At 53.3% G+C, this 25575-nt stretch carries 25 protein-coding genes and 1 pseudogene; 11 read left to right on the top strand and 15 right to left on the bottom strand.

The window, feature by feature from the left end; translation table 11 throughout:
• Positions 1–295 precede the first annotated feature (295 nt).
• The 6 genes and pseudogenes from L2097_RS15860 to symE all read left to right on the top strand — a co-directional run.
• Positions 296–578: pseudogene (locus tag L2097_RS15860) on the top strand (aminotransferase-like domain-containing protein); the annotation flags it as partial.
• A gap of 32 nt (positions 579–610) precedes the next feature.
• Positions 611–1393, top strand: coding sequence for a hypothetical protein (locus tag L2097_RS15855; protein ID WP_250353274.1), 783 nt, complete (start codon positions 611–613; stop codon positions 1391–1393).
• 43 nt (positions 1394–1436) lie between these two features.
• On the top strand, positions 1437–3887 hold the full coding sequence (hsdR, locus tag L2097_RS15850; protein WP_250353273.1) for an EcoAI/FtnUII family type I restriction enzme subunit R: 2451 nt from the start codon (positions 1437–1439) through the stop codon (positions 3885–3887).
• A gap of 74 nt (positions 3888–3961) precedes the next feature.
• Positions 3962–5431 carry an N-6 DNA methylase gene (locus L2097_RS15845; protein ID WP_250353272.1) on the top strand — a complete coding sequence of 490 codons (1470 nt, stop codon included), beginning with the start codon at positions 3962–3964 and terminating at the stop codon, positions 5429–5431.
• Entirely contained in the window at positions 5431–7197 is a 1767-nt protein-coding gene (locus L2097_RS15840) for a restriction endonuclease subunit S (RefSeq protein WP_250353271.1), read from the top strand. The genes L2097_RS15845 and L2097_RS15840 overlap by 1 nt, the downstream gene beginning before the upstream one ends.
• A 214-nt stretch (positions 7198–7411) precedes the next feature.
• A complete protein-coding gene (symE, locus tag L2097_RS15835) occupies positions 7412–7753 on the top strand; it encodes an endoribonuclease SymE (RefSeq protein WP_250353270.1) in 342 nt (113 codons plus the stop codon).
• Between the two features lie 42 nt (positions 7754–7795).
• On the opposite strand, the gene L2097_RS15830 is transcribed toward symE, so the two are convergent.
• Both L2097_RS15830 and L2097_RS15825 read right to left on the bottom strand, forming a co-directional pair.
• Positions 7796–8605: a nucleotidyl transferase AbiEii/AbiGii toxin family protein gene (locus L2097_RS15830; protein WP_250353269.1), complete on the bottom strand. Its 810-nt coding sequence runs from the start codon at positions 8603–8605 to the stop codon at positions 7796–7798.
• Positions 8565–9593: a type IV toxin-antitoxin system AbiEi family antitoxin gene (locus tag L2097_RS15825; protein ID WP_250353268.1), complete on the bottom strand. Its 1029-nt coding sequence runs from the start codon at positions 9591–9593 to the stop codon at positions 8565–8567. Before L2097_RS15825 ends, L2097_RS15830 begins: the two co-directional genes overlap by 41 nt.
• An 86-nt stretch (positions 9594–9679) precedes the next feature.
• Between L2097_RS15825 and L2097_RS15820 the strand changes: the two genes are divergently transcribed.
• A complete protein-coding gene (locus L2097_RS15820) occupies positions 9680–10426 on the top strand; it encodes a metallophosphoesterase (protein WP_047371977.1) in 747 nt (248 codons plus the stop codon).
• A gap of 69 nt (positions 10427–10495) precedes the next feature.
• Here L2097_RS15820 and L2097_RS15815 read toward each other — a convergent pair whose 3' ends face one another.
• The 4 genes from L2097_RS15815 to L2097_RS15800 are packed head-to-tail and all read right to left on the bottom strand — an operon-like array spanning position 10496 to position 13140.
• A complete protein-coding gene (locus L2097_RS15815; protein ID WP_250353267.1) occupies positions 10496–11452 on the bottom strand; it encodes an ankyrin repeat domain-containing protein in 957 nt (318 codons plus the stop codon).
• Positions 11453–11489: 37 nt separating this feature from the next.
• Entirely contained in the window at positions 11490–11894 is a 405-nt protein-coding gene (locus tag L2097_RS15810; RefSeq protein WP_250353266.1) for a putative T6SS immunity periplasmic lipoprotein, read from the bottom strand.
• A 20-nt stretch (positions 11895–11914) separates the two neighbouring features.
• Entirely contained in the window at positions 11915–12439 is a 525-nt protein-coding gene (locus L2097_RS15805; RefSeq protein WP_047371979.1) for a hypothetical protein, read from the bottom strand.
• Between the two features lie 53 nt (positions 12440–12492).
• A complete protein-coding gene (locus L2097_RS15800) occupies positions 12493–13140 on the bottom strand; it encodes a TetR/AcrR family transcriptional regulator (protein WP_250353265.1) in 648 nt (215 codons plus the stop codon).
• Positions 13141–13239: 99 nt separating this feature from the next.
• Between L2097_RS15800 and L2097_RS15795 the strand changes: the two genes are divergently transcribed.
• A complete protein-coding gene (locus tag L2097_RS15795) occupies positions 13240–13902 on the top strand; it encodes an O-methyltransferase (RefSeq protein ID WP_350029005.1) in 663 nt (220 codons plus the stop codon).
• A gap of 54 nt (positions 13903–13956) precedes the next feature.
• Here the strand turns inward: L2097_RS15795 and L2097_RS15790 are convergent, their stop codons facing one another.
• The 4 genes from L2097_RS15790 to L2097_RS15775 form a co-directional block, all read right to left on the bottom strand.
• On the bottom strand, positions 13957–14364 hold the full coding sequence (locus tag L2097_RS15790; protein WP_250353264.1) for a type II toxin-antitoxin system HicB family antitoxin: 408 nt from the start codon (positions 14362–14364) through the stop codon (positions 13957–13959).
• Positions 14365–14412: 48 nt separating this feature from the next.
• Positions 14413–14568 carry a type II toxin-antitoxin system HicA family toxin gene (locus L2097_RS15785; protein WP_380081252.1) on the bottom strand — a complete coding sequence of 52 codons (156 nt, stop codon included), beginning with the start codon at positions 14566–14568 and terminating at the stop codon, positions 14413–14415.
• Between the two features lie 170 nt (positions 14569–14738).
• Positions 14739–15158 carry a FosA family fosfomycin resistance glutathione transferase gene (locus tag L2097_RS15780; protein WP_250353263.1) on the bottom strand — a complete coding sequence of 140 codons (420 nt, stop codon included), beginning with the start codon at positions 15156–15158 and terminating at the stop codon, positions 14739–14741.
• A 19-nt stretch (positions 15159–15177) separates the two neighbouring features.
• The gene (locus L2097_RS15775; protein ID WP_047371983.1) at positions 15178–16071 is read right to left on the bottom strand and encodes a LysR family transcriptional regulator; all 894 of its coding nucleotides are present in this window, start codon (positions 16069–16071) and stop codon (positions 15178–15180) included.
• A gap of 88 nt (positions 16072–16159) precedes the next feature.
• On the opposite strand from L2097_RS15775, the gene L2097_RS15770 reads away from it, so the two are divergent.
• Both L2097_RS15770 and L2097_RS15765 read left to right on the top strand, forming a co-directional pair.
• The gene (locus L2097_RS15770) at positions 16160–16939 is read left to right on the top strand and encodes an NAD(P)H-dependent oxidoreductase (protein WP_250353262.1); all 780 of its coding nucleotides are present in this window, start codon (positions 16160–16162) and stop codon (positions 16937–16939) included.
• 419 nt (positions 16940–17358) lie between these two features.
• Positions 17359–17781: a hypothetical protein gene (locus L2097_RS15765; RefSeq protein WP_250353261.1), complete on the top strand. Its 423-nt coding sequence runs from the start codon at positions 17359–17361 to the stop codon at positions 17779–17781.
• A 42-nt stretch (positions 17782–17823) separates the two neighbouring features.
• Here L2097_RS15765 and L2097_RS15760 read toward each other — a convergent pair whose 3' ends face one another.
• The 3 genes from L2097_RS15760 to L2097_RS15750 form a co-directional block, all read right to left on the bottom strand.
• Positions 17824–18873, bottom strand: a complete 1050-nt coding sequence (locus L2097_RS15760; protein WP_047371985.1) for a DUF1176 domain-containing protein — start codon at positions 18871–18873, stop codon at positions 17824–17826.
• Positions 18874–19010: 137 nt separating this feature from the next.
• Positions 19011–19616, bottom strand: a complete 606-nt coding sequence (locus L2097_RS15755; RefSeq protein WP_047371986.1) for an ATP-dependent Clp protease proteolytic subunit — start codon at positions 19614–19616, stop codon at positions 19011–19013.
• Between the two features lie 92 nt (positions 19617–19708).
• The gene (locus L2097_RS15750; RefSeq protein WP_071845934.1) at positions 19709–19876 is read right to left on the bottom strand and encodes a DUF1127 domain-containing protein; all 168 of its coding nucleotides are present in this window, start codon (positions 19874–19876) and stop codon (positions 19709–19711) included.
• A 176-nt stretch (positions 19877–20052) separates the two neighbouring features.
• Between L2097_RS15750 and L2097_RS15745 the strand changes: the two genes are divergently transcribed.
• Positions 20053–21471: an aminotransferase-like domain-containing protein gene (locus tag L2097_RS15745; protein ID WP_085005258.1), complete on the top strand. Its 1419-nt coding sequence runs from the start codon at positions 20053–20055 to the stop codon at positions 21469–21471.
• A gap of 132 nt (positions 21472–21603) precedes the next feature.
• Here the strand turns inward: L2097_RS15745 and foxA are convergent, their stop codons facing one another.
• Complete coding sequence (gene foxA / locus L2097_RS15740) at positions 21604–23700, bottom strand: ferrioxamine B receptor FoxA (RefSeq protein ID WP_250353260.1); 2097 nt, start codon at positions 23698–23700, stop codon at positions 21604–21606.
• A gap of 164 nt (positions 23701–23864) precedes the next feature.
• A complete protein-coding gene (locus L2097_RS15735) occupies positions 23865–24818 on the bottom strand; it encodes an AraC family transcriptional regulator (protein WP_250353259.1) in 954 nt (317 codons plus the stop codon).
• Positions 24819–25575 lie beyond the last annotated feature (757 nt).

Here is a 25575-nt window from a genome sequence, read left to right as displayed (position 1 = left end):
TTTTCTTTAACATACAGACTGGCTAAAACTTACAGCAAGACTCATTTTTTATCGCCTACATATGCTGGTTTCTTAATCTGTATAGCGGCAATCAAGAATTGAGCATGACTCGTTATCAACATCTGGTCTGGGTGCTGGCAGAACGAATCGAACAAGGACTTTATCCCCCTGGAGAAAAAATGTCCTCATTACACAGGCTTTGCCAGGCACAAGCACCGTTCAGTAGGCCTATCAGGCGCTGCTATCGACGTGTAAACCTGACAACATCATCGCCATCGAGTCGCCTTCTTGTTATGGCACCAACGTTCCCTCGCCCCATTTGGCGACCTCTAACTTTATCCGTGAAGGTCGCTACCACCGCCACGTCCGACGGATGCGGCAGATGTGGCAGATCTACCAGCGCAACATGGAGATCTACACCTGCTGGCTGCGCGAGTTCTATCCCTGCGGGATCGCTGTTTTCAGCATCGGGGAAGTATCGGAACTGCTAAAGGATCAACTGCGCGCTGCCGACAATTGAGAAACACCGAAAGGTGATGGTGCAGTTAAGGATGGCGGTGAAGGTGGCGATGGAGTGAATATCTCTTGTTTAAACTAATTAAGGAACTATATGAAAAGTAATATAAAACTATTCCTGACAAATATATTAAAGATTCTTCCCGGGTATGGTTTTTTGTTAGACATGTATACATTTATTAAACATCCAGCAATGTATGATGGTACCCATGAATATTCTCCACTAATCAATTCAGGTGCTAATCTTTTAAAATCAACATTAATTATAGGAACATTAATCACTGCATTCGGTTTTTTATCTATAAAAACAACTCCAATAGCAAATTTTAAATTAATATTCAACCAATTATACTGGTATTTAATATTATTAATTCAGCCAATAAAATTTGGATTTTTCTTCTGGTTATGCCTTTCCATCGTAAGTCGATTAAAAAAGAACTCCTGGCACATCGTTTACTTTCTTCAAGTCCTTCAATCATACGCAGTTCTTAATGTAATAGCTTTTTTATTATATTGCATAGCAATAAATAGAATAATCCTTAATGGAAATTTTAATATACCATTAAATAATATTGATTTATTCATAGGGGTTGCATTATCCGTTCTCGCATTCATACTTATATACCGATTACTAATAGCTCCATCATTTTGTTATTTATCGTTGTACTATAAAAGGCCAATTAGTGCGATTATCATTTTGTTATCTATAGTTGCCGCTTATTTCTTATCTACACTTATAAATTTTGTAGATTGGTGGAACTTAGTAAATAAAAATGAATTTTGTGATTTCATTTATCAATTAAAAGCAGAACATTTACAAATTAATGAAAAATCATTCCTGAATCAGTGTATATATAGCTTCTCCCTGCATTTATAACTATGTAAAATCAGAAGGTTCCTGTTCACGTAAAGAGAGAACTATGGCCGACCTGAACCTGAGTACCCTGACGGAAGCAGATATCATCACCAAATGCGTTATACCCGCCATCCTCGATGCTGGCTGGAACGACACAACGCAAATCAGACAAGAAGTCAAACTCCGGGACGGCAAAGTCATCGTGCGCGGTAAGGTTGCGGCGCGTAGAACGGTGAAATCCGCCGATATCGTGCTGTATCACAAGCCGGGCATTCCGCTGGCGGTGATTGAAGCCAAAGCCAACAAACATGAAATCGGCAAAGGGATGCAGCAGGGTATCGAGTACGCGCGCCTGCTGGACGTACCTTTCGTCTTCGCCACCAACGGCGACGGTTTTATTTTCCGCGATGCCACGGCAGCAGAAGGTGAACTGCTCGAAAAAAGTATTACCCTGGATGAGTTTCCATCGCCAGATGAACTCTGGCATAAGCTCTGCGTCTGGAAAGGCTACACCGCAGCTCAGCTTCCGGTGATTACCCAGGACTACTACGACGACGGCAGCGGCAAAGCACCGCGTTATTACCAGCTACAGGCCATCAACAAAACTATTGAGGCCGTCTCTGCCGGGCAAAATCGCGCCCTGTTGGTGATGGCTACCGGGACGGGGAAAACCTACACCGCCTTTCAGATTATCTGGCGCTTATGGAAAGCAAAAAGTAAGAAGCGGATCCTGTTCCTTGCCGATCGCAATATTCTGGTCGACCAGACCAAAAACAACGATTTTCAGCCTTTCGGTTCGGCAATGACCAAAGTCAGCGGTCGCACTATCGACCCGGCGTATGAAATCCATCTTGCGCTGTATCAGGCCATCACCGGCCCGGAAGAAGATCAAAAAGCCTTTAAACAGGTGGCGCCGGATTTCTTTGACCTGATTGTGATCGACGAATGCCATCGCGGCAGCGCCTCGGAAGACAGCGCGTGGCGCGAAATCCTCGACTACTTCAGCGCCGCCACACAGATTGGCTTAACCGCCACGCCAAAAGAGACCCATGAAGTCTCCAGCACCGATTACTTCGGCGACCCGGTATATATCTACTCGCTGAAAGAAGGTATCGAAGACGGCTTCCTTGCCCCTTATAAAGTGGTGCGTGTCGACATTGATGTTGACCTGCAGGGCTGGCGACCAACGAAAGGTCAGGTGGATAAAAACGGTGAGTTGATCGACGACCGTATCTACAACCAGAAAGACTTTGACCGCACGATGGTGATCGATGAACGCACCGAACTGGTGGCGAAAACCATTACCGATTACCTTAAACGCACTAACCCGATGGATAAAACCATCGTCTTCTGTAACGACATCGATCACGCGGAGCGGATGCGCCGCGCGCTGGTCAATCTCAACCCGGAACAGGTTAAGAAGAACGACAAGTACGTGATGAAAATCACCGGTGATGACGAGATTGGAAAAGCTCAACTGGATAACTTTATTAACCCCAGGAAGGACTACCCGGTTATCGCCACCACCTCCGAGCTGATGACCACCGGTGTGGACGCCAAAACCTGCAAACTGGTGGTGCTGGACCAAAACATTCAGTCGATGACCAAATTCAAGCAGATCATCGGCCGCGGTACCCGCATTGATGAACGCTACGACAAGCTGTGGTTCACCATCCTTGATTTTAAAAAAGCCACCGAGCTGTTCGCCGACGAACGCTTCGACGGTATTCCGGAAAAGGTGATGGACACCACGCCGGACGATATCGCTAATCCCGATTCCGATTTTGAGAAAGAGTTTGAAGAAGAGACAGAGGAAGAAGCGGCTCAAACCGATTCAGAAGACAATGTCACCGGGGCAAATGAAGATCCTGCACCTTACACATCTGGCAAACCAGGCGACGATATAGGCCCTGTTCCTCCCGGCGAGGAAAACAAAGTGCGCAAGTTCCACGTCAACGGCGTGGCCGTCGGCGTGATCGCCCAGCGCGTGCAGTATTACGACGCCGACGGCAAGCTGGTCACCGAATCCTTCAAAGACTACACCCGCAAAACTCTGCTCAAAGAGTACGCCTCGCTGGATGATTTCACCCGCAAATGGCAGGACGCCGAGCGCAAACAGGCCATCATCAAAGAGCTGGAGCAGCAGGGGATTATCTGGGAAGTGCTGGCGGAAGAGGTCGGTAAAGAGCTCGACCCGTTCGACATGCTGTGCCACGTGGTGTATGGTCAGCCGCCGTTAACCCGCAAAGAGCGGGCGGAGAACGTGCGTAAGCGCAACTACTTCACCAAATACTCCGACGCCGCGCAGGCGGTACTGAATACGCTGCTGGATAAATATGCCGACGCGGGCGTGCAGGAAATAGAGAGTATTCAGGTGCTGAAGCTCAAGCCGTTCGACAGCATGGGTACGCTGCCGGAGATCATTAAAAGCGGATTCGGCGACCGTAACGGGTATAATCAGGCCATCAGCGAGCTGGAAAGCGAAATCTACCACTTACCGCCCCGCTCCGCGTAACCACTCCCCTTTTGCGCCTTCTGCTGCCACCGCGTAGCAGAGGGCCTTATTGTTAATGAAGCATGGAACACATCATGTCAATCAGCTCAGTTATCAAATCCTTACAGGACATTATGCGCAAAGACGCCGGTGTGGACGGCGATGCGCAGCGCCTCGGCCAGCTCTCCTGGCTGCTGTTTCTGAAAATCTTTGACGCACAGGAAGAGGCGCTGGAACTGGAACAGGATAACTATCAGTACCCGATCCCGCAGCGCTACCTGTGGCGCACCTGGGCGGCGAACGCCGAGGGCATTACCGGCGATTCCCTGCTGGAGTTCGTCAACGACGATCTGTTCCCGGCGCTGAAAAACCTCACCGCACCGATTGATAAGAACCCGCGCGGCTTTGTGGTCAGACAGGCGTTCAGCGATGCCTATAACTACATGAAAAACGGCACTCTGCTGCGTCAGGTGATCAACAAGCTGAACGAAATCGACTTCACCAGCGCCAGCGAACGCCACCTGTTCGGCGACATTTACGAACAGATCCTCAAAGATCTGCAATCGGCGGGCAATGCCGGTGAGTTTTATACCCCACGCGCCGTCACCCGCTTTATGGTCGATCGCGTCGATCCGAAACTCGGCGAGTCGATTATGGACCCGGCCTGCGGCACCGGCGGCTTCCTCGCCTGCGCGTTCGATCACGTGAAAAATAAGTACGTGAAGAGCGTGGCCGATCACCAGACGCTGCAACAGCAGATCCACGGCGTGGAGAAAAAGCAGCTCCCGCACCTGCTGGCGACCACCAATATGCTGCTGCACGGCATCGAAGTGCCGGTGCAAATCCGTCACGACAACACCCTCAACAAGCCACTGTCGTCGTGGGATGAACAGCTGGATGTGATCGTCACCAACCCGCCGTTCGGCGGCACCGAAGAAGACGGCATTGAGAAGAACTTCCCGGCAGAGATGCAGACCCGCGAAACGGCGGACCTGTTCCTGCAACTGATCGTTGAAGTGCTGGCGAAAAACGGCCGCGCGGCGGTGGTGCTGCCGGACGGCACGCTGTTTGGCGAAGGTGTGAAAACCAAGATCAAAAAGCTGCTCACCGAGGAGTGCAACCTGCACACCATCGTGCGTCTGCCGAACGGCGTGTTTAACCCGTACACCGGGATCAAAACCAACCTGCTGTTCTTTACCAAAGGCCAGCCGACCAAAGAGATCTGGTTCTACGAGCACCCGTACCCGGCGGGCGTGAAAAACTACAGCAAAACCAAACCGATGAAGTTTGAAGAGTTCCAGGCCGAGATCGACTGGTGGGGCAACGAGGCCGACGGCTTCGCCAGCCGCGTCGAGAACGAGCAGGCGTGGAAAGTCAGCATCGACGAGGTGATTGCCCGCAACTTTAATCTCGATATCAAGAACCCGCACCAGGCGGAAACCGTCAGCCACGACCCGGATGAACTGCTGGCGCAATATGCCAAACAGCAAGAAGCAATCCAGACCCTGCGCCACCAGCTGCGCGATATCCTCGGCGCGGCGCTCTCCGGTAAGGAGGCCAACTGATGGCGGTGGAAAAACTGATTGTCGATCATATCGACACCTGGACCACGGCGCTGCAAACCCGCTCTACGGCGGGGCGCGGCAGCTCGGGTAAGATTGACCTGTACGGGATTAAGAAGCTGCGCGAGCTGATTCTGGAGCTGGCGGTGCGCGGCAAGCTGGTGCCGCAGGATCCGAACGACGAACCGGCGTCTGAGCTGCTAAAACGCATTGCGGCGGAAAAAGCCGAGCTGGTGAAGCAGGGGAAAATTAAAAAGCCCAAGCCGCTGCCGGAGATTAGTGAGGATGATGAACATTTTGACCTACCTAAAGGGTGGGAATGGATACGCTTTGGTGATATATGTGAAATAGAAAGGGGCGGTTCACCAAGACCAATAAAAGATTACTTAACCAGCGAAAAAGATGGCCTTAACTGGATTAAAATTGGTGATACTGACATCGGCGGCAAATATATTACTTCGGCTGAAGAAAAAATAAAACCTTCTGGCCTTCATAAAACACGCATGGTGTACCCGGGTGATTTCCTTCTGACTAATTCAATGAGTTTTGGAAGGCCATACATTACACTGATTGAAGGTTGTATTCATGATGGATGGCTGAGAATATCGCCACCATCATTATTAGATAAAGATTTTTTATATCAGTTACTATCTTCACCTTTTATTGCAAAAGCGTTTAAAGAAAAAGCATCTGGTGCAGTAGTATTAAACCTCAATGCAGATAAAGTACGAGAAACATTTATTCTTGTACCTCCATTTTCTGAACAGCAGAGAATTGTTACAAAGGCAAATGAACTCATGTCCCTCTGCGACCAGCTGGAGCAGCACTCCCTGGCCAGTCTGGATGCCCATCAACAGCTGGTTGAAACCCTGCTAACTACGCTAACCGACAGCCAGAACGCCGATGAACTGGCCGAAAACTGGGCGCGTATCAGCGAGCATTTCGACACGCTGTTTACCACCGAAGCCAGCATTGACGCGTTAAAACAGACCATTCTGCAACTAGCGGTGATGGGCAAACTGGTGCCGCAGGATCCGAGCGATGAACCGGCTTCTGAACTGCTCAAACGTATTGCGCAGGAAAAAGCGCAACTGGTGAAAGACGGGAAAATTAAAAAGCAAAAACCGTTGCCACCGATTAGTGATGAGGAAAAACCGTTTGAATTACCAGAGGGGTGGGAGTGGTGCCGTATTGGCAATTTCAGTATATCAACAGAATATGGTTTATCTCATAAGACATTTATCTCTGACATTGGTGTACCTGTATTCAAGATGGGAGACATCCAGAATGGTAAAGTTACAATAGGTAATCAACAAGTTGTCGACAACTCCATTGAAGAATTACCATTTTTATATCTTGAATACGATGACATTTTATACAATAGAACTAATAGTGCAGATTTAGTGGGTAAAACAGGAATTTTCAAAGGTGAGAACAATATATTCTCCTTTGCTTCATATTTAATAAGAATAAGAACAATTAAGGTTGGTGCTATTCCTGATTTCCTGAATCTAAATATGCAAGCACCTCTCTTTAGAAAATATCAAATTATGCCATATGTAAAACAACAATGTGGGCAAGCGAATGTTAATGGAACCATTATGAAAAATATGCTAGTAGCAATAGCGCCTCAAAAAGAACAGCAACGCATAATTGACAAATTATCTGAATTTATTGATTTATTAGAAATGGTTAAAATCCGGACTAAAAATGCCCAACAAACCCAGCTCCACCTGGCCGACGCCCTCACCGACGCCGCCATAAATTAACCCGCCCCCATAAACCAATAAAGCGGCTAAATAGCCGCTTTATTCCCATCACCAGAAATAATCCATCCCTTTATCCCCGCCGTTATTTTCATTGATTTTCAGCTGGACTTTCCTTCTATTCCCTGATGATATATACAGGTATTTTCGCAAGACGCCCGTGCTGCAACACGAGCGCCTTGCTAATCACAATCACTATTCTCGGAGAATAGCCATCATGACTACCCCGCATTCTATTGCAGAATTCACCGATCCAGAAGTCTCCCCGGAAAATAACCGTAAAGGCACCGTCAGTTACGCGAGCCGCTTTGAAGATCATCAGCATATCCCGGCGATTATCATGAAAGGCCAGTGGCTGGAAGCCGCCGGTTTTACCACTGGTGCCAAAATCGATATCAACGTAATGGAAGGCTGCATCGTGCTGACCGTCAAACCACCCGAGCCGGAATTAATGCATTCCCTGCGTCAGGTTAATAAACTGTCTGCACGTAAACAAAAGCAGGTTCAGGAATTTATTGGTGTGATTAGCGGTAAAGCCGCAAATAAACTGCGAGCGTAACGCACTGTAATATTCGGAGCGCAACCCCTCGCGCTCCGCTGCTTATTGTTGCACAAGCGTGTACCAGAAATCGTTTATTCTGTTTTCGATGTCATCTGCATGGCCAGTACCCGGCTGGCGAACAATTGCATCGACCAGCGCATCCGGGTCCAGTTTTTGCAAACTTTCAAGGCTTTCTGGCATTGCCATGGCCGCAACATCATGGCCCGCAAGCAGCGCCCCCAGTCGCTCAGGTTCCCAGTCGACGCGGTCACCCCATTCGGCATTGTCATAGAGGCGAGCGTCTTCAATAACGGCATATTCACAGAGGATCTTGTAGATATCGACAGCGTCTTTATTGCTTCTGTCACCCCGGTCGCGCCAGGCAAATAATTTCAATAACAACAAACCAGGTAGCGAACAAAAACGAACGACACCACACTGCGGAATATCCACGGAAACGGCATGAGTCCAGGCTTCCGTAAAACCATCCACGGACATAATGATGTCTCTGTCCGGCGGCCAGGCCACTTCATTGCCATCGGCAATACCGCCGAAAGGGATGATATCCAGCTCAATGTCATCCCACAGTAAACGGTGCGCATTGCCTTTGACTTCCGTAGCGCCTCCCGCCAGCATCGATGCCTTTAAGGCAGTAAACTGCTCCCAAGTATCAATAAAAACCGCGATATCAATATCTCGCGTATGGCGCCCGGTTTTCCTGCCGTGAACATGGGTAAGCAAAACCTCTCTGGCCGTTGCACCAGCAATAAAAAACTCACACCCTGCGGTCGTACAAATGCGGTTAACCTTTTCTAACGTAGTCTGGATGTCAGCCGATAATGGCTGACTCAGCGTGTAAATATCGCTCATTGATCATCCTCGCGGTTTCAATGCTTCGGTCGTCCTGCGATGCCACCAGCTCTGCAATAGTGAGTAATGCATAGCTTTGTGTATTCATCCGAAAAGCGTTTCCCCAGAAAGTCTCGATAAGCTCATAACTTCCCTCTGGCGCAGGGCGTAATGCCAGCGTTTTCCAGCGCTCGGTGAAAGATAATGGCGTGAAGATTTTTATGGTTTCCGGGTGCAAATAACCGTCGCTAAGTTCATGGCCCGCCACGTCTCCAGCCCAGCACTCTCCCGGTTGCAACGCGATGTCCTGCCAGGGAATATTGCCTGCCAGGCGCATACTTTTAATCCCGGCGCGTAGAACAGACGCATATTCCTGGATCCATATCTGGTACAGTTCACTCTGGCGGGTAAAGCGGCGGCCATTACGCCCCTGCCGATACCATTTTTTATCGGCCAAATACTCGAAGCCTTTGCCAACCATACCCAGCGAAATACCGGCTAATTCAGCAATTTCTCTGTAGGTATAATTAATGATGCGTTCATCAGACAACAGCACAAAAAGCAATTTCATCACGCCAATGGACATTCGACCGGTTTGCTTTTTTACCTTCTCACTTTTCTTCCCTGAAATATTGAGATAAAAACCGGGTACAGAGATAAATGCATTCCCGCCGCTATCGATAAAATTAATCTGATTTTGCTGGCAGTATTGTTGCAATGCGGGAGTGAGATGGTCGCAAAATAGCAATACCTCCTCGGACATTTCTGCCTTTTTCCACAGCATTTTCCAGTTCATCAGCCATTCTTTGCGCGGCTGCATTTTTACATCATAGTGAAAATAGCGCGCCTGCCCGTCCGGCATATTTAAAAAGAGCCCCCCGTCGCTACCGCCTTCGGGATGCTCCCCCACCTCGCCCTTCAGCGGCGGCGGCAGTTGCGCCAGAATCTCGCTCACAATACTCAGTTCATCATTCATTTGTTCACGATTCCCCTCTTGTTCACGCTGCATGAACAAACTCATTTTATGAACAAAACTTTCTCGTGGGCAACCTCTGTTTTACTATCAGGCCCGTCATCGTCAGGGAGACAGACACCATGATTGTCACACTTTTACCTAATCGCACGGGCAGAGATTTTATTCTCGGCGATTTGCACGGTGCTTTTCCATCTTTGCAGGCGCTACTTTCACATGCCCATTTCGACGAACATCACGATCGGCTGATTGCCACAGGCGACCTGTTTGACAGAGGGCCGGCGGCACTCGACTGTCTCACGTTGCCAGATAAGCCCTGGTTCTACGCCGTTCGCGGTAATCATGAAGACGCCTTGCTGGCATGGTATTTCGCCCCTGACGCTGGCGCAAAAAAAAGGGCCGAGGAAAAGATCGCCCAGCAAGGTGGTGAGTGGTTTTTCACGCTGCACGCGTCCGCACAACACGCGCTTTGCGAGACGATTTCCCGCCTTCCGCTGGTGATTTTATTGTCCGGCCAGAACCACCGCTGGTGCGTTATCCACGGTGAAATTATCCCCGAAGTGAATGACATCAATATATTTCTGGCTTCCCTGTTTGCGGGCGATCGCCTGACGCTAAACAATTGCCTGGCCGGAAGGCGGCGACATCTGACTCGCTGCCATACGCCAGTGAAGGGCATCGATTACGTGGTGAGTGGGCACACTTCCGTCACACCAGCAAACAGACAGCAGGGGAATTGCATTAATCTTGATTTCAGCCTGCCGCCACAACATCCGGACTCTGCGCTGGGTATGCTGGAAACGGATACAAACACGCTTTACCTGTGCAATCGCAAGTACGTTGTGACGACATTGAAGGGCGTTAACTGATCTTGCTTGTTCACGCATTACCGTTGTTCACGCAGCATGAACACATAGAATCCGTGAACAAGCGATACCTTAGCCCCGCTCGCCTGTGCCCCACATCTCCCTTAACCACTCGGCGCGCTGCACAATAGCGGGGATGCCTTTCTGCTCCCAGAAACGCAGTGAGATATGGCCACTGCTCATGCCGCCGCGGCAAAAACGCGGGACATAAACGGCATCGTCATCCAGCATGGTTGAATTAGTTCGCGCGAGCACAACGTTACGCAGCAGCGCGGTCAGATCTTTTAGCGTGTCCGGCAAAGGGACACGGGATAACGATTTGCGCATCTCCATCCATAACCAGGGGTCGCCTCTGAGCCCCCAACCGGAGTGGTCCGGTGTGAGCAAATCGCCAATCGTCGCCCAACTATGTTCCAGCGGAATGCATGATTTGCATTTTTCCAGCTCCAGCAGTTGAGGTAAAAACTCATCGCGCCAGTAGTCGGTATCCACCCACCAGTTTGGGGGAATCGAGGCGTGACGTTCAAAAGGTGTTGAGAGCGGCGTTCCCGTCATGGCCATAAAGGCGGCATAAAAGCGCTCCTTCGCGCTGGACGTGGGGGAAACACACACTTCATCGCTGAGCAGCATCACCAGATTGTCCATCAGCAACTTATCGGGGTAATGCATCAATTCCGGCATGCCCTGGGCGAAAATCTTGCGCATCAACTGGGCGAGTGTTCGCGAGGCGGGGTAGAGCACAAACCGCAGATCCTCACGCTGTGCATGCTTCTTAACGGCAATGTCATACGCCGTTTGCTGCTCATGCGTCTTGAGTTGGGTATCCGCGCCGTATTGCAGCAAGCGCCCAATGATCGTTAAATCCGCACCGTGCCATGCAGCCTGATGCAGGGCGGAATAGCCTTTTTTCTGCGAAACATGATTAACCAGCGAGGGATAGTGTTCGAGGATACCCAGAACCTCATCCCACTTCCCCTGCCAGGCATTAAGAGAAAGCTGGCCTGCCGCCAGCGCCAGTGAATCGGCCATATAGACTCCTTTTGCTGTTCCGTCTTAACATCATCCTTTAGCGAGTGATTTCATTATTCGCTAAGGGGAAGGCATATATTTCCCCTTTTGAAACTTCCACCCCGACCACGACGCTGCGTGTTGGCACGCTTTGGGTTCTCGATTTAAGGATGTACTTAACAATAAATTGCCCGTCACTGGCGAAAGTATAGAAAGAGGACGGAATACACAGTTGCGCATCTTTCACTGTTAACGGCGGCCTCAGGATATATTTTTGTTTCGATGGCGGAATAGCGCGGGGATTAATAGAGATAAAAACAGGCTGGTAATCTTGCGCATTATGCACGGCAAAACAGACTTCATTAGTTGCCGTACGTTTCACCGAGGTCGTTTCATCGGGTCTGAGCCTGTCGCCTGACCCCGGACAGCCCGTCAATGCCAGCAGGGACGCCAGTAAGAGCATACCGCGCGTTATTCCCCTTCTTAGCACCATGGAAACCCCTGCAATGTTTTTTGATATTCAGACAACATGCGGGACTCCCGGAGATCACCGTCCAGCGTCACATCGCCTCTCGCTCTTAATGCCATCCACGAAGCATAGCCGTAAGTTTTGAGAATGAAATAATCGGCAATGATTTGTGCCTGCTGTTCCATCGAATAACGTCGTAACGGCCGCCCATTTAAATGGTAGCGATAGCTGACCAGCCCACTGATTAAGCCATTTACCCGCACATACATGCCGCGATTACGCTGCCAGATATGGCTGAGTTCGTGAATAAAGATATGCTGAAAAGGATGAGACTCTCGCGAAAAATCGTTGCGGTACCATTCGCGAAAATAGAGTTCGCCATCAGGGGCCATTCCCGCACTTTGGGGCTGTAAGCCAAACGGGAAATAGCTGTCGTGATGCACCCAGATTTTGTGATATTCAAGACTGTTACCGAAGACACTTCTTGCCAGACGGATCTCGCCCGGCTGCAATAACCGCTGACTCCCTTCCCCGTCCATATACATCCTCAGATTATGACGACCTCATATATATAAACCTTACGAATGATTTTTCAATCGCCGCCGCGTGGCTTTCCTTCTTTCAACTGCAGATATCCGCACAGCATTTCCCCCAGTTCTGCTGCAAACGCGGTAATGTCCGTCTCGCTACGTGGCGCGACAGAGAAGGCTTTGCCCACCGCGCCAAGGGTGGTGGTCACCAGTTCACAGACCAGCGCCTGTTTTGCTGGCGTCTCATTCGGTAACACCTCCTGCACAAAGGTCTGGAAAATCCCCTCTCCTGCGGCTTTTGCTGCTGTTACCTCAGGGGCATCGCGATACAAGGGCGCGGCGTCATCCAGCGCGGTGCGCATCGCCGCCTCTTCACACTCCGAGCGCACAAAGGCCAGCACCAGCGAGCGCATACGCTGGAATGGCGGATGACGGCTGTCCTGCAAAATGTCCCGCAGTAGCGTGGTTGTACGCTGCCATTCTTCAAGCTGGAGCTGGAAAAGAATCGCGGCCTTATTGGGAAAGTACTGATACACCGACCCGATGCTCACACCGGCACGTTCCGCCACCCGCGCGGTGGTAAAGCGCGGTGCCCCTTCCTCGGCTAAAACCTGAATAGCAGCCTGAAGGATTGCGGTGACCAGCGCCGTAGAACGTGCCTGACGCGGCTGTTTTCGCGAGGAAATTCGCGGGGTTGAACGCGATGTCATTCGGAGAGTCTCCAGCCAGAGGAATGCGAATAGTGAATGCGACGAATCCATCATATTCTGAATGCGAATAATTAGTCACATTTATTACTGGAGTCCTGCATGACCATGACCACCCTCACCACCGCGCCGCTGGCATTGTTACTGGAGCGTCTGTTTGCCGAGGCCGAAGCGACCACCAGCACCGCGCTGGATGATGTTTCCGAAGAAGAACAGATGCGCCTTTTACAGAGCAAAACCGACTACCGGGATCTCTATGGGCGACTGAAAGATCTGTGGCTTCCGGTGTCAAAAGAGACCGGTACACTGCTGTATATGCTGGCGCGCAGTAGCAACGCGCACACCATTGTCGAGTACGGCACCTCCTTTGGGATCTCGGCGCTGCACATGGCGGCGGCACTGCGCGATAACGGCGGCGGCAGGCTGATTACCTGCGAGTTCGAGCCATCCAAAGCGGCGCGCGCACGGCAACATTTTAACCTGGGCGGGGTGAGCGATCTGATTGAGATCCGCGAAGGCGATGCGCTGGAAACCCTGCGCCAGGATCTGCCCGATACGATTGATCTGGTGCTGCTCGACGGCGCGAAATCGCTCTACCCGGAGATCCTGGATTTACTGGAACCGCGTCTGAGAAAAGGGGCGTTGATCGTCGCTGATAACGCCGATTATTACCCGCCGTATCTGGAAAAGGTCCGGGCGCCAGAAAACGGTTATTTGTCGACACCGTTTAGCGAAGATGTAGAGCTGTCGGTTTGGCTGGGCTGATGGGCTGAAAAGCCCGCCGTGTAAGGCGGGCTGCACGCGCTCATGAGAAGGGAGTTATGCGCTTTTTTGTAGCTCCCGACGCGCCAGGTCGGCAAAGAAGCCACTGCGCGATCCGTATTCCCGATGCCGCTCAACGTACGTGTCTATTTTGACTAATAAATTCTGCGGCAAGGTAATGTTCAACTTCACCGCTTTACTGTCATATTTGCTTAAATCAACATCAACATAAGCCCAAATACCGCCCTGGCAATCTTCATCATTCATATGCACGGAAATACTCTGCGCTTGCGGCGCCAGTTCGCCTTTCTCGGTGACATAATCCAGATGAGCATCGATCGCACTCCAGGCATCGGCAATCGCGGCATCAATCGTGTCACCCGCGAAATAGCAGCCTGTGATGTCCGGAACAAATCCGGAGAAACTGCCGCTATCAGCCTGATGCAGATAGATCGGAAATTTCATGGTTTACCTCTATTAAGATTGAAAGGGCACCGGCCCGGTGCCGCTTAATTACATTTGTTTCAGGATCTTCTGCAATGTTCCCTTTGCAATATCCTTTTCAGGGTGAGGTACCGTAATCACATATGATACCCCCACCTTGACGAACGTGTGGTGACTCCCTTTCACCCGGTCAAGAACCCAGCCACGCTCTTGCAGTTGTTTCATGAGTTCTCTGCTTGTCATCCCTTTCGATAATGTCTCCCTTTTTACAATGCAAAGAGAGTATACCCACTACCCACACCAGCACCAATGCATTTGTAGGTATGGTGGGTATAAATGATATTCAGCGTACGTAAACATCCGGGATTTCCCCGGTGGCGCTGCGCTTACCGGGGCTACCCGTCAAAAAACACCATTCCCTTGTACGGCTTCGCGCGGCAGGCGGCCAGCCGCTGCGCGAGGCTGCCCACGTGGGCTTCCAGCTTATGCCCGTCCGGGTCGAGAAAATAGAACGACTCCCCTTCGCTTTTGTTCTCTTTCCACGACGTCACGCCCGCCTGCGTAAGACGTGCCACAAACGCGGCGAAGTCATTTTCATCAATGCTAAACGCATAGTGGGTGTAGTCGCTCTCCTGCGAGGCGATGTAGTGCCGCTGCGCGTCCAGCGACAGGCAAAGCCACAGATCACCACAGCTCAAGTACGCACCGCTATCCCAGCGCGCATGCAGGGGCAGCCCCAACAGGTGATGATAAAAATCGATGCTACCGGCAATATCACTCACCGCCAGCGTCAGGTGATTCAGGCCTTTTAACATGTTGTCATCTCAGTAGTAATTAAAGGCAGTCGAGTAAGTGTTGTCGCAACCACTGGTGCGCCGGGTCACGATGCAGACGTTCATGCCAGAGCATCAGCATATCGAACCCCGGCAGCGGCACGGGCGGGTCCACCACCTGCAAGGCCCCGGCCTTTTTCACCAGACGTTCCGGCAACACGGCCACCAGATCGCTGGTCGCCAGCGCCTCCAGCATAAACAAAAAATGGGGTACGGAAAGAACGACGCGCCGTGAAAGTCCACTTTTTGCCAGCACCTCATCGGTTATCGCGCTAAAGCCCCCGCCTTCCGGCGACACAATCACATGTTCCAGCTTGCAGAACTGCGCCAGCGTCGGGCGACGTTTTAAGGCCGGATGGTTCAGTCGCCCGGCCAGTACATAGCGCTCGGTAAACAGCAGTCGCTGGTGCAGGGCAGGCGGCGACCCTTCGCGAGTATGAAAGATCAGATCGACATCGCCCTGCTCCGCCTGGCGCAAAATCTGCGCGGGGTTTAACTCGAACAGCGCCAGCCGGGTGCCGGGTGCGGCGGCCCGCAGGCTGTTGAGTGCCGGGAGCACCACGGCGGACTCGGTGTAATCCGTGGCGGCGATCTTCCAGGTCAGATCGGCGCTTGCCGGGTCAAAGGCGCTACCGGATGACACGGCGCTTTCCAGCGCATCGAGCGCCCGTCGTAACGGCACCCGCAGTTCATCGGCGCGGGCGGTCGGTTGCATGCCGCGTGGTCCCGGCAGCAACAGCGGGTCAGCAAAAATCTCCCGCAGGCGGGCGAGCTGCACGCTGACCGAAGGCTGCGACAAATTGAGCCGCTGCGCGGCCCGCGTCACGTTAAGCTCAGTCAGCAGTACATCCAGCGTCGCTAACAGGTTCAAATCGATACGACGAAAATTAACCATGACTATACCAGCAATAACAGCAATTAATTTCTACTATACCTCTTCATTCACTACCGTGGGGGGACTTTCCCCATACCAGGTACATACGATGAATGTTTTGATGGTTTATGCCCATCCCGAATCCCACTCCCTGAACGGCGCACTCAATAATTTTGCTGTTTCACATCTGGAAAATGCCGGGCACCACGTGCAGGTTTCCGATCTCTACGCCATGAACTGGAAATCACAGCTGGATGCCAACGACACGCTCGCCCCACTGGCAGGTGACCATTTCCACCCGTCAATGGATTCAAAACAGGCCTTTGAGCAGGGTTTGCAGAGTGCGGATATTGCCGCCGAGCAGGAGAAATTACGTTGGGCGGACGCGGTCATTTTCCAGTTTCCGCTCTGGTGGTTTTCGATGCCTGCCATTATGAAAGGGTGGTTCGATCGAGTTTACGCCTACGGATTTGCCTATGGCGTGGGTGAACACAGCGATACCCACTGGGGCGATCGCTACGGCGAGGGAAACCTGTCAGGTAAACGGGCAATGTTGCTGGTGACAACAGGCGGCTGGGAATCACACTATAGCCCGCGCGGAATCAACGGCCCTATCGACGATATTCTGTTCCCTATCCAGCACGGGATGCTGTTTTATCCGGGCTTCGAAGTGTTGCCGCCGCTGGTGATTTATCGCACCAGCAAAACAGATGATAAGAAATATGCCGCGTATTGCCAGCAACTGGCACACCGTTTGGACACGCTCTGGCAGGTAGAACCGCTGCCTTTCCGGCAGCAAAACGCGGGGGATTATGTGATTCCCGCGCTGACGTTACGCGAGGATATTGCGCCTGGTGAAGGCGGGTTTGGCGTACATATGAAGTCGTAATGCAGCCAGAAGAATAACCCGGATGCGGCTGCGCCTTATCCGGGCTACCACCGCACCTTCGTAGCCCCGGTAAGCGTCAGCGCCACCGGGGGTTCCCGGATGCGGCTGCGCCTTATCCGGGCTACCACCACACCTTCGTAGCCCCGGCAAGCGTCAGCGCCACCGGGGGGTTCCCGGATGCGGCTGCGCCTTATCCGGGCTACCACCGCACTTCGTAGCCCCGGTAAGCATCAGCGCCACCGGGGGGTTCCCGGATGCGGCTGCGCCTTATCCGGGCTACCACCGCGCCTTCGTAGCCCCGGTAAGCGGCAGCGCCACCGGGGTTGTTCCCGGAGGCGTCGTTGCCTTATCCGGGCTACCACCGCACTTCGTAGCCTCGGTAAGCGGCAGCGCCACCGGGGGTGTTCCCGGAGGCGTCGTTGCCTTATCCGGGCTACCACCGCACCTTCGTAGCCCCGGCAAGCGTCAGCGCCACCGGGGTGTTCCCGGATGCGGCTGCGCCTTATCCGGGCTACCACCGCGCATTCGTAGCCCCGGCAAGCGTCAGCGCCACCGGGGGTGTTCCCGGAGGCGTCGTTGCCTTATCCGGGCTACCACCACACCTTCGTAGCCCCGGCAAGCGTCAGCGCCACCGGGGGGTTCCCGGAGGCGGCTGCGCCTTATCCGGGCTACCACCGCGCCTTCGTAGCCCCGGTAAGCGGCAGCGCCACCGGGGGGTTCCCGGATGCGGCTGCGCCTTATCCGGGCTACCACCGCACTTCGTAGCCCCGGTAAGCGTCAGCGCCACCGGGGGTTCCCGGATGCGGCTGCGCCTTATCCGGGCTACCACCGCGCCTTCGTAGCCCCGGTAAGCGACAGCGCCACCGGGGGGTTCAGGATGCGCCTTATTCCGGCTCTTTAACCTGGGCGACAAACGACGGGAGATCCCAGGTGCCGCCTGCACGAACATAGCGGCACATACCGGTGGTGGATTCGCTGCTCTGGGTGAACGCTTTACCGTCCCACACCCACTCAGCGGATGCCCAGCAGTCGCCAATGCCACGACCGCGCTGCCCCAGCGAAATCAGGCCATCGCTGTAATCCGAAGCGGAGTCGGTCACCAGCACGGGTTCGCCCGCAAGTTTGCTGTCGATAACCCAGAAACCATAGCCTTCGTTATAGGCCGCGCGCCAGCAGAGCGTGGAAATCAGCGCGTGGGTATCATCCAGCGGCGTCAGGCTGATATCGTTATCCCCCTCATCCGCCTGCGGGTCCGGCGATTTCAGACGCTCGCAATTGGTGTCTTTGGGTAAAGAGGCAATCAATTTAGGCTTAAGCGCGGCAACCTCCGTTTCATTGAGCACACGTTCTTGCGCATCGCTGACTTTGGCTGCCTGAATCACCGGAGGCTCTTTCGCCGCCGGTACACCGCTTTCCGGTTTATCACCTTTCTTCACCAGCGCGCCGGGGGTGTCCAGACGCCCCTGCACATCATCCATCTTCAGCAGCACCGCTGTCGCGCCATCACCAGACAGCTCGAATGGTTTTGCACCGCCTTTAAACTCCACTTTGCCGCTGCCTTTTACCGCTTCGATCAGCGCCTGGGTCTGCGCGGGCGATAACCGCCAGGTATCGCTGTCTTCCGGCTCGACTTCACCAATCTCTTTGTCATCAATCCACAGGACCAGTTTGGGCTGCGGCGAGGTCTCATCAGATTCCATTTCCGCAAGCACAACATCGACAACCAGCGGCGTATTCGCACCGGCTTTACGCACCAGCAGTACCGACCCGCTGGCCTCTTCTTCCTTGCTATAACCCGCAGCGCGACAGGTCAGCGTGTTATCACAAACGACTTCCCAATCTTTGTGGTTAAACGTGGTGCTATTGTTTTCTGCCATTACCGGCGCACTGAGCGTCGCTATCATCACCAGTGCGGCTTTATAACTCTTATTCATGCCGTTTCTCCGTATTCACCATCGCCGACAGTGTGAAGAATTTAGCGCATTCGGAGAAGTGAAATTTTTTCTACGGTGAAAGGAAATAACGTGGATTTGATCCCCCTCGCACAGGAAGGGGATCGGGAGAGGGGAAATTAATCCAGCTTCAGGTCGCCGTAGCTGTTTACTACGCGGGAGACAATGCCGTAATCAATCGCTTCTTGCGGGTTCATCCAGTAGTTGCGGTCAGTGTCTTGTTTCACTTTCTCTACCGGTTGCCCGGTCGCATCGGCGATAAGACGGTTCACGCGCTCCAGCATACGGATGATCTCTTTCGCTTCGATTTCAATGTCGCTCGCCTGGCCACGTACGCCGCCCAGCGGTTGATGGATCATAAAGCGGGTGTTCGGCAGCGCGTAGCGGTGCTCTTTTTTCGCCGCCAGGAAAATGGTGATCCCGGCGCTCGCCACCCAGCCAGTGCCAATGATATGCACTTCCGGCTTGATGAATTTAATGATGTCGTGAATGGTATCCGCAGCTTCAACATGGCCGCCCTGGCTGTTCAGGTAAATTTTGATCGGCGCATCGCTGATCCCCTGCAACAGCAGCAGTTGGGTCACCACTTTTTCGGTCAGCGTCTGGTTAATCTCACCGGAGATAATGATCGAGCGCGAATCCAGCAACTTCTGCTGCATCATCTGCGTGACGTTGCCGCCTTCGTTCTCTTTTTTATCGTCGTCTTTACTGCCCATGTAATGCATGGTGAATCCCCCGTAGTGATAATGGCATTAAGCATAGTCTACGCCATAAAAGGCGGAAAATAACAAGATGTTATCTCCGCACTTTTGGGGGATCAATAACCCAGATCGTCACGACGCAACCCCAGGTCTTTCAGTTGCTCATCGCTGAGATTCTGCAAAATTATCCGCGTCTTACGCCGTTCCCATTTTCGTTTCACCCAATGCCACAGTTGTACGAACCCGACAAACGGTCGTTTCGGTCTATTTTCAAAGAATTCCATCGCGTCTCTCCTCACCAGAACAGAGCCCTATTTTCTCTGGAATTCCTGTATGCAATACAGACGCAGAAATTACTTTTCTTTAACATACAGATCGCCTACAACTGTATCTGAACGGCATTTTTCTCCGCCATCTGTACTGGTTTTATAATCTGTATGGTGGCAACAAAGGATACAGCATGACACGTTATGAAAATCTGGCCACCTTACTGGCGGAGCGCATTGAGCAAGGCCTCTACCGTCACGGCGAGAAATTGCCGTCAGTCAGGAATCTGAGCCAGGAACACGGTGTGAGCATCAGCACCGTACAGCAGGCGTATCAGGTGCTGGAAAACCTGCAGTTGATCACCCCGCAGCCGCGCTCGGGCTATTTTGTCGCCCCGCGCAAAGCCAAACCGCCGGTGCCCGCCATATCTCGCCCTGTTCAGCGCCCGGTAGACGTAACGCAATGGGATGAGGTGCTGACACTGCTGGATGCCCGTTCGGACAAAGAGATGCTCAACTTTGGCGGTGGCGCGCCGGACATTTCCCAGCCAACATTAAAACCGCTGTGGCGCGAGATGGCGCGACTGGTGCAGCACAACCAGTGTGACATTCTGAGTTACGACGCCCTGCAAGGACGGCGCGAACTGCGCGAGCAGATTTCCCGCCTGATGGTTGATGGCGGTACGGTGGTGGATCCGGAGGATATCGTCATCACCAACGGCTGCCACGGCGCGCTGAGCATTGCCCTGCTTTCGGTCTGTAAACCGGGCGATATCGTGGCCGTGGAATCGCCTTCCTACTATGGCACCATGCAGTTATTGCGTGGTTTCGGCATCAAAGTCATGGAGATCCCCACCGATCCGGAAACCGGGATCAGTATTGAGGCACTGGAACTTGCGCTGGAACAGTGGCCGATCAAAGGGGTGATCCTCGTACCCAGTTGCAGCAACCCGCAGGGCTCGATCATGCCGGATGCGCGCAAAAAAGCGATACTGGCGCTGGCGCAGCGCCATGACATTGTCATTTTCGAAGACGATATCTATGGCGAACTCGTCACCGACTATCCCCGCCCGCGCACCATTAAATCCCTCGATATCGATGGCCGCGTGTTGCTGTGCAGCTCGTTTACCAAATCGGTCGCGCCGGGGCTGCGTGTGGGCTGGATTGTACCGGGGCGCTACCGTGACCGGGTACTGCATATGAAATATGCCGCTATCGGCAGCACAGTGCCTACTAATCAGTTGGCGATGGCGGCGTTTATTCGCGACGGCCACTACCATCGCCATATTCGCCGGATGCGCCAGTTTTATCAGCAGCACCTGGAAACCTATACCTGTTGGATCCGCCAGTATTTTCCCTGTGGAATTTGCGTCACGCGGCCAAAAGGCGGGTATATGCTGTGGGTTGAATTGCCGGAAGGGGTGGATATGATCTGTGTGTCGCGCCAGCTCTGTCGACTGAAAATCCAGACGGCGCCGGGTTCGCTGTTTTCGGCATCAGGAAAATACCGCAACTGCCTGCGCATTAACTGCGCCCTGCCGCTCACCGAACGGTATCGAGAGGCCATTGCGAAGCTGGGCGAAGCAATTCATATCGCGATGGAAGAGAGTTAATCTCCCTTTCGCTCAGGGTGTTGCGATTATCCCCGGTGACGCTCACGCTTACCGGGGCTACCAAATCACCGCACCTGAAGCATCGTAGCCCGGGTAAGGCGCGGCCGCGCCGCCACCCGGGACGACTCACGATCAGAACGTATACGACAGGCTACCCACAATGCTGCGCTCGGCGCCAAAGTAGCAATAAGAAAGCGAGTTACAGGCGGCGATATAGCTCTTGTCCGTCAGGTTATTGACGTTAACCTGCGCACTCAGCCCTTTCAGGCCCACCTTCGACAGATCATAGCCGACCGCCAGATCCACCAACGTATACGACGGCAGCGTATGCGTATTCTGGCGATCCGAGGTAATACCATTCACATAGCGCACGCCGGAACCGACGGTCAAACCGTCCAGCGGGCCGCTTTTCACATCGTAGCTCAGCCAGGCGCTGGCCTGGTTACGCGGTGCGTAGACGGCGCGCTTGCCCTGCTCTTCCGGGCTGCTCTTCTTGTAACGGATATCGGTATAGGTATAGGCCGCCTGCAGGCGCAGGCTATCCGTTAACTGACCCACCGCTTCCAGCTCCACCCCTTCGGATTCGATCTCGCCGATAGAACGGTACGGATCGGTCGGCTCTTCTTTGGTGGCGATATTCTTCTGGTTGATACGGAACACCGAGGCGCTGTACATCGCCTGCGTTCCTTCCGGCTCAAATTTCAGCCCGGCTTCCCACTGTTTCCCCTTCATCGGCTGCAGGATCTTGCCGTTTTCATCGGTAAAGCTGGTTGGCGTGAACGCGGTCGAGTAGCTGACGTACGGGGCAAAACCGTTATCGAACAGATACAGCAATGCCGCACGGCTGCTGTAATGACCTTGATCCAGCGTATCGCTGGTATCATTGAGCTTGTTAACGTTAGTGACCTTCACCTGATCGTGGCGGCCACCCAGCGTCAGACGCCACTTATTGAGTGACATCTGATCCTGCACGTAGATCCCCGTCTGCTCCAGCTTATGCTTCTCGCTGCTGTACTGGGTGATGTAATCCGGATCTGCGCCATACACCGGGTTAAACGCGTCGATCGCCGGGAATGCGCCGTAGTAACCGGCCACATTATTGCTGCGCCGCTGGTAATCCACACCCATCAGCAGGCGATGGTTTACCGGGCCGGTCTCCACGCTGCCGTCCAGTTGGTTGTCGAGCGTGATAGCATTCATCTTCTCATCAGAACCGGAATAGCCGCGGTTCAGTTCGGTATCATTCAGCCAGCCCGCCGCATACACCTGGTTCAGGTTCACTTTGGTGTGCAAATAGCGCAATTTCTGGCGCACCGACCAGCCGCTGTCAAAGGCATGCTCGAAATTGTAGCCAACCATATTTTCGCGGCGGTCGTACTTGTCGTAATCGTCTTCCCCTTCATAGAAGGTATTGGAAATTTTCTGCCCGGCATGGGGGACAACGGTGCCTTCATACGGTAAGCCCGAGTGGCTGCCGCCTTCCGGATCGCGATGCAGATAGGCCATCAGATCGAGACGCGTGGTGTCGGTGATACGCCAGGTCAGACTCGGCATCAGGGCATAACGCTCTTCTTTGAGCGGATCAAACTGTGAGTCCGCATAGCGGGTCATGCCGGTTAAACGCACGGCAACGCGGTCGTTATCATCCACCGGGCCGGTCACATCAAAGGCCGCGCCGCGCTGGTTGTTATTCCCGGCGAACAGTTTGACTTCGCCCCCCGCGTCAAACGACGGTTTGCGGGTGTTCAGCGCCACAATTCCGCCTGGCGAAGAGCGACCATAGAGTACGGAAGCCGGGCCGCGCACCACTTCGATGCTGTCGAGAAACCACGGGTCCACCACCAGCGAACTGTGCGAGTTGGTGTCACCCATCATTTTCAGGCCGTCGAGATAGATATTATCCAGGCTGCCGTCGGAGAAGCCGCGCAAGACGATATAATCAAAACGGTTGGAGGCGCCAATCTGGTTGGCATAGACCCCCGGCGTGTAGCCCACCGCCTGGCGCACGCTGGTGGCCCCCTGCTCTTCATACTGCTGGCGCGTCACAATAGAGACCGACTGCGGGGTTTCGATATCCGGCGTTTCCAGCTTGGTTGCGCCGCTTTGCATTTGTGAGGTCACCACCACCGTCTCTTCTTTTGTCGACGTGGTGTCCTGTGCCAGGACTACCGCGCTAAATCCACCCGTAATACAGCCAATCATCAGCGCCAGTCGCGTTTTTGCGAACATGAAAATCTCCAGAAGCCGTTTTTATTGTAAATAAGAATTATTACCCTTTTGCCGACGGTGGCAGCTATGCGCAATGACAAGAGACGTATGCGCGGTGACAAAACGCATCACAACTGTCGAACTTTGGTCTACAGGCCCGTGGATGACCGGATGAAGAACGGGGATTAACAGGCGTGGCGCGCCTCTCCGGGGGTAATGCCATAGCGACGGCGAAAGGCGGTAGAAAAATTGGTGGCATGCTGATACCCCGACATCCACGCCGCCTGCTGCACGCTGTACCCCTGTGCCAGATAGCGGCGGGCAAGATCGAGACGGCAATCGCGAAGGTAATCAAACACCGAATGGCCATAGGCCTGGCGAAACTTGGTCCGCAGGCTGCTGCTGCTCATGGCTGCCAGTTGGGCCAGTTCCGTGAGGGTGTATTCTTTCTCCGGCTGCTGCTCCAGCAAGCGACGCACGGTTTCGAGCCGATGTTGTTCGCCGCTGGGGGCATGGCGGGAGGTATGGTTTTGCAGGCGCTGTGACAGGCCGTGACCTAACAGTTGTAGCATGACGCCTTCGAGCATTAACTGGCGCGACAGCACAGGTTGGCTGGACTGCTGGATGTATTGCAGGCCAGAGAGCAAAAAGCCCGGCACCTGCCATAAGAAGGTTGGCGCCCCGCCGTTTTCCCACTGCTGAAGCAACGCAGAGAGCAGCGGCGATTGCCAGCAGCGCGCCGGGTCTACGCCCAGCGAAAGCGTGCGTAAGTGGTAGTCGGCAAGATGCACGGCGTTCATCACCTGCTGCTCGCCAAGGCGCGAGGTAAAGGCCATACCGGAGCGCACCACAAATTCCTGACCGTTGACGCGCAGCATCACACTGCCTTCCAGCACCACCAGCATATAGAGCGGGCAGCTATGCAAGGAGGTGGTTTCATAGGGTTGCAGGACGCGAATATCTGAGCTGGTGAGGTTGAGACCGGATGAGAACGACATCTCTTCGACATCGCCCTGAATCACAATGTGTTTTTCTTTACTGACGTCGCGGCAAGCAGAGAGCGACGGGAAGCGATAATCAATGCCGTAGCGTTCGCCAAACCCGATAAAATCTTCAACGGAAAAGTGTCTTTTTTGCATAGCGGGCAGCCATTGTGATCCTGTCCAATGTTCAACATTCCACCGGGGATGCGCGAAAGTTTCCGGGTCGACGCCCTGAAAAACGCCTACAGATTACCATTGCCCCCGCCAGGCGGCAATAATATTGAGAATTGTTCTCACCTTTAGAACCACCCCGAATGCGTTTTCTTCCTCTCCCTCAGGGGTGAAGTAATATTACGTTTTACAGCGATAACACCGCGTAATGAGAATAAAACAGTGACAGCGATGACAGGGTCCGGCTGAAAATCGATGAGGCGTTGACGGCTGACCGGGGCCGCCCGCAGGGATGCGGGCGGAGGGGATAGCCTGCAAGGACGCAGGCTGGTCCCCGACCCGAAAGTCAGACGGCATAAGGCGAGTGGACCGCGAAGCGGCGATTTTCCTGGCCGGGAGCCCGGGTCGCCAGGGTGGTGGCGGTGAGCCACCCTGGCACGTTCACGGGTTCTGATGTAACAAAGAAACAATGAACATGAAGTGAACGGAATGACCACCAGCGCCGCATTTTCCCCCTCACCCTGACCCTCTCCCTCAGGGAGAGGGGACCGATCGTGCTCACATTTTTTGTGGGGATCTCTCTCCGTCAGGGAGAGGACCGGGGTGAGGGTTGTTGGTGGCTCAAATACCCGATTCCCGGATGCGGCGTAAACGCCTTATCCGGGCTACCACGTAGCCCCGGCAAGCGCAGCGCCGCCGGGGGAGAAAGCGAGCGATATTATGGCAATATCATTACACACAT

It is taken from the genome of Citrobacter sp. MNAZ 1397 (genome assembly GCF_023613995.1).
Taxonomy (GTDB): domain Bacteria; phylum Pseudomonadota; class Gammaproteobacteria; order Enterobacterales; family Enterobacteriaceae; genus Phytobacter; species Phytobacter ursingii.
This window is presented reverse-complemented; position numbering and strand designations above follow the sequence as displayed.

What these genes read in the sequence shown, in the direction of transcription:
- L2097_RS15820 (WP_047371977.1), top strand. Translation starts at nt 9,680, where the DNA reads ATGATTGTCACACTTTTACCTAATCGCACGGGCAGAGATTTTATTCTC.
- L2097_RS15775 (WP_047371983.1), bottom strand. Translation starts at nt 16,071, where the DNA reads ATGGTTAATTTTCGTCGTATCGATTTGAACCTGTTAGCGACGCTGGAT.
- hsdR (WP_250353273.1), top strand. Translation starts at nt 1,437, where the DNA reads ATGGCCGACCTGAACCTGAGTACCCTGACGGAAGCAGATATCATCACC.
- L2097_RS15790 (WP_250353264.1), bottom strand. Translation starts at nt 14,364, where the DNA reads ATGAAATTTCCGATCTATCTGCATCAGGCTGATAGCGGCAGTTTCTCC.
- L2097_RS15805 (WP_047371979.1), bottom strand. Translation starts at nt 12,439, where the DNA reads ATGGACGGGGAAGGGAGTCAGCGGTTATTGCAGCCGGGCGAGATCCGT.
- L2097_RS15830 (WP_250353269.1), bottom strand. Translation starts at nt 8,605, where the DNA reads ATGAGCGATATTTACACGCTGAGTCAGCCATTATCGGCTGACATCCAG.
- L2097_RS15780 (WP_250353263.1), bottom strand. Translation starts at nt 15,158, where the DNA reads ATGTTAAAAGGCCTGAATCACCTGACGCTGGCGGTGAGTGATATTGCC.
- L2097_RS15735 (WP_250353259.1), bottom strand. Translation starts at nt 24,818, where the DNA reads ATGCAAAAAAGACACTTTTCCGTTGAAGATTTTATCGGGTTTGGCGAA.
- L2097_RS15795 (WP_350029005.1), top strand. Translation starts at nt 13,240, where the DNA reads ATGACCATGACCACCCTCACCACCGCGCCGCTGGCATTGTTACTGGAG.
- symE (WP_250353270.1), top strand. Translation starts at nt 7,412, where the DNA reads ATGACTACCCCGCATTCTATTGCAGAATTCACCGATCCAGAAGTCTCC.
- L2097_RS15760 (WP_047371985.1), bottom strand. Translation starts at nt 18,873, where the DNA reads ATGAATAAGAGTTATAAAGCCGCACTGGTGATGATAGCGACGCTCAGT.
- L2097_RS15750 (WP_071845934.1), bottom strand. Translation starts at nt 19,876, where the DNA reads ATGGAATTCTTTGAAAATAGACCGAAACGACCGTTTGTCGGGTTCGTA.
- L2097_RS15810 (WP_250353266.1), bottom strand. Translation starts at nt 11,894, where the DNA reads ATGCTCTTACTGGCGTCCCTGCTGGCATTGACGGGCTGTCCGGGGTCA.
- L2097_RS15755 (WP_047371986.1), bottom strand. Translation starts at nt 19,616, where the DNA reads ATGCATTACATGGGCAGTAAAGACGACGATAAAAAAGAGAACGAAGGC.
- L2097_RS15845 (WP_250353272.1), top strand. Translation starts at nt 3,962, where the DNA reads ATGTCAATCAGCTCAGTTATCAAATCCTTACAGGACATTATGCGCAAA.
- L2097_RS15745 (WP_085005258.1), top strand. Translation starts at nt 20,053, where the DNA reads ATGACACGTTATGAAAATCTGGCCACCTTACTGGCGGAGCGCATTGAG.
- L2097_RS15825 (WP_250353268.1), bottom strand. Translation starts at nt 9,593, where the DNA reads ATGCAGCGTGAACAAGAGGGGAATCGTGAACAAATGAATGATGAACTG.
- L2097_RS15785 (WP_380081252.1), bottom strand. Translation starts at nt 14,568, where the DNA reads ATGAAACAACTGCAAGAGCGTGGCTGGGTTCTTGACCGGGTGAAAGGG.
- L2097_RS15815 (WP_250353267.1), bottom strand. Translation starts at nt 11,452, where the DNA reads ATGGCCGATTCACTGGCGCTGGCGGCAGGCCAGCTTTCTCTTAATGCC.
- foxA (WP_250353260.1), bottom strand. Translation starts at nt 23,700, where the DNA reads ATGTTCGCAAAAACGCGACTGGCGCTGATGATTGGCTGTATTACGGGT.
- L2097_RS15770 (WP_250353262.1), top strand. Translation starts at nt 16,160, where the DNA reads ATGAATGTTTTGATGGTTTATGCCCATCCCGAATCCCACTCCCTGAAC.
- L2097_RS15800 (WP_250353265.1), bottom strand. Translation starts at nt 13,140, where the DNA reads ATGACATCGCGTTCAACCCCGCGAATTTCCTCGCGAAAACAGCCGCGT.
- L2097_RS15840 (WP_250353271.1), top strand. Translation starts at nt 5,431, where the DNA reads ATGGCGGTGGAAAAACTGATTGTCGATCATATCGACACCTGGACCACG.
- L2097_RS15855 (WP_250353274.1), top strand. Translation starts at nt 611, where the DNA reads ATGAAAAGTAATATAAAACTATTCCTGACAAATATATTAAAGATTCTT.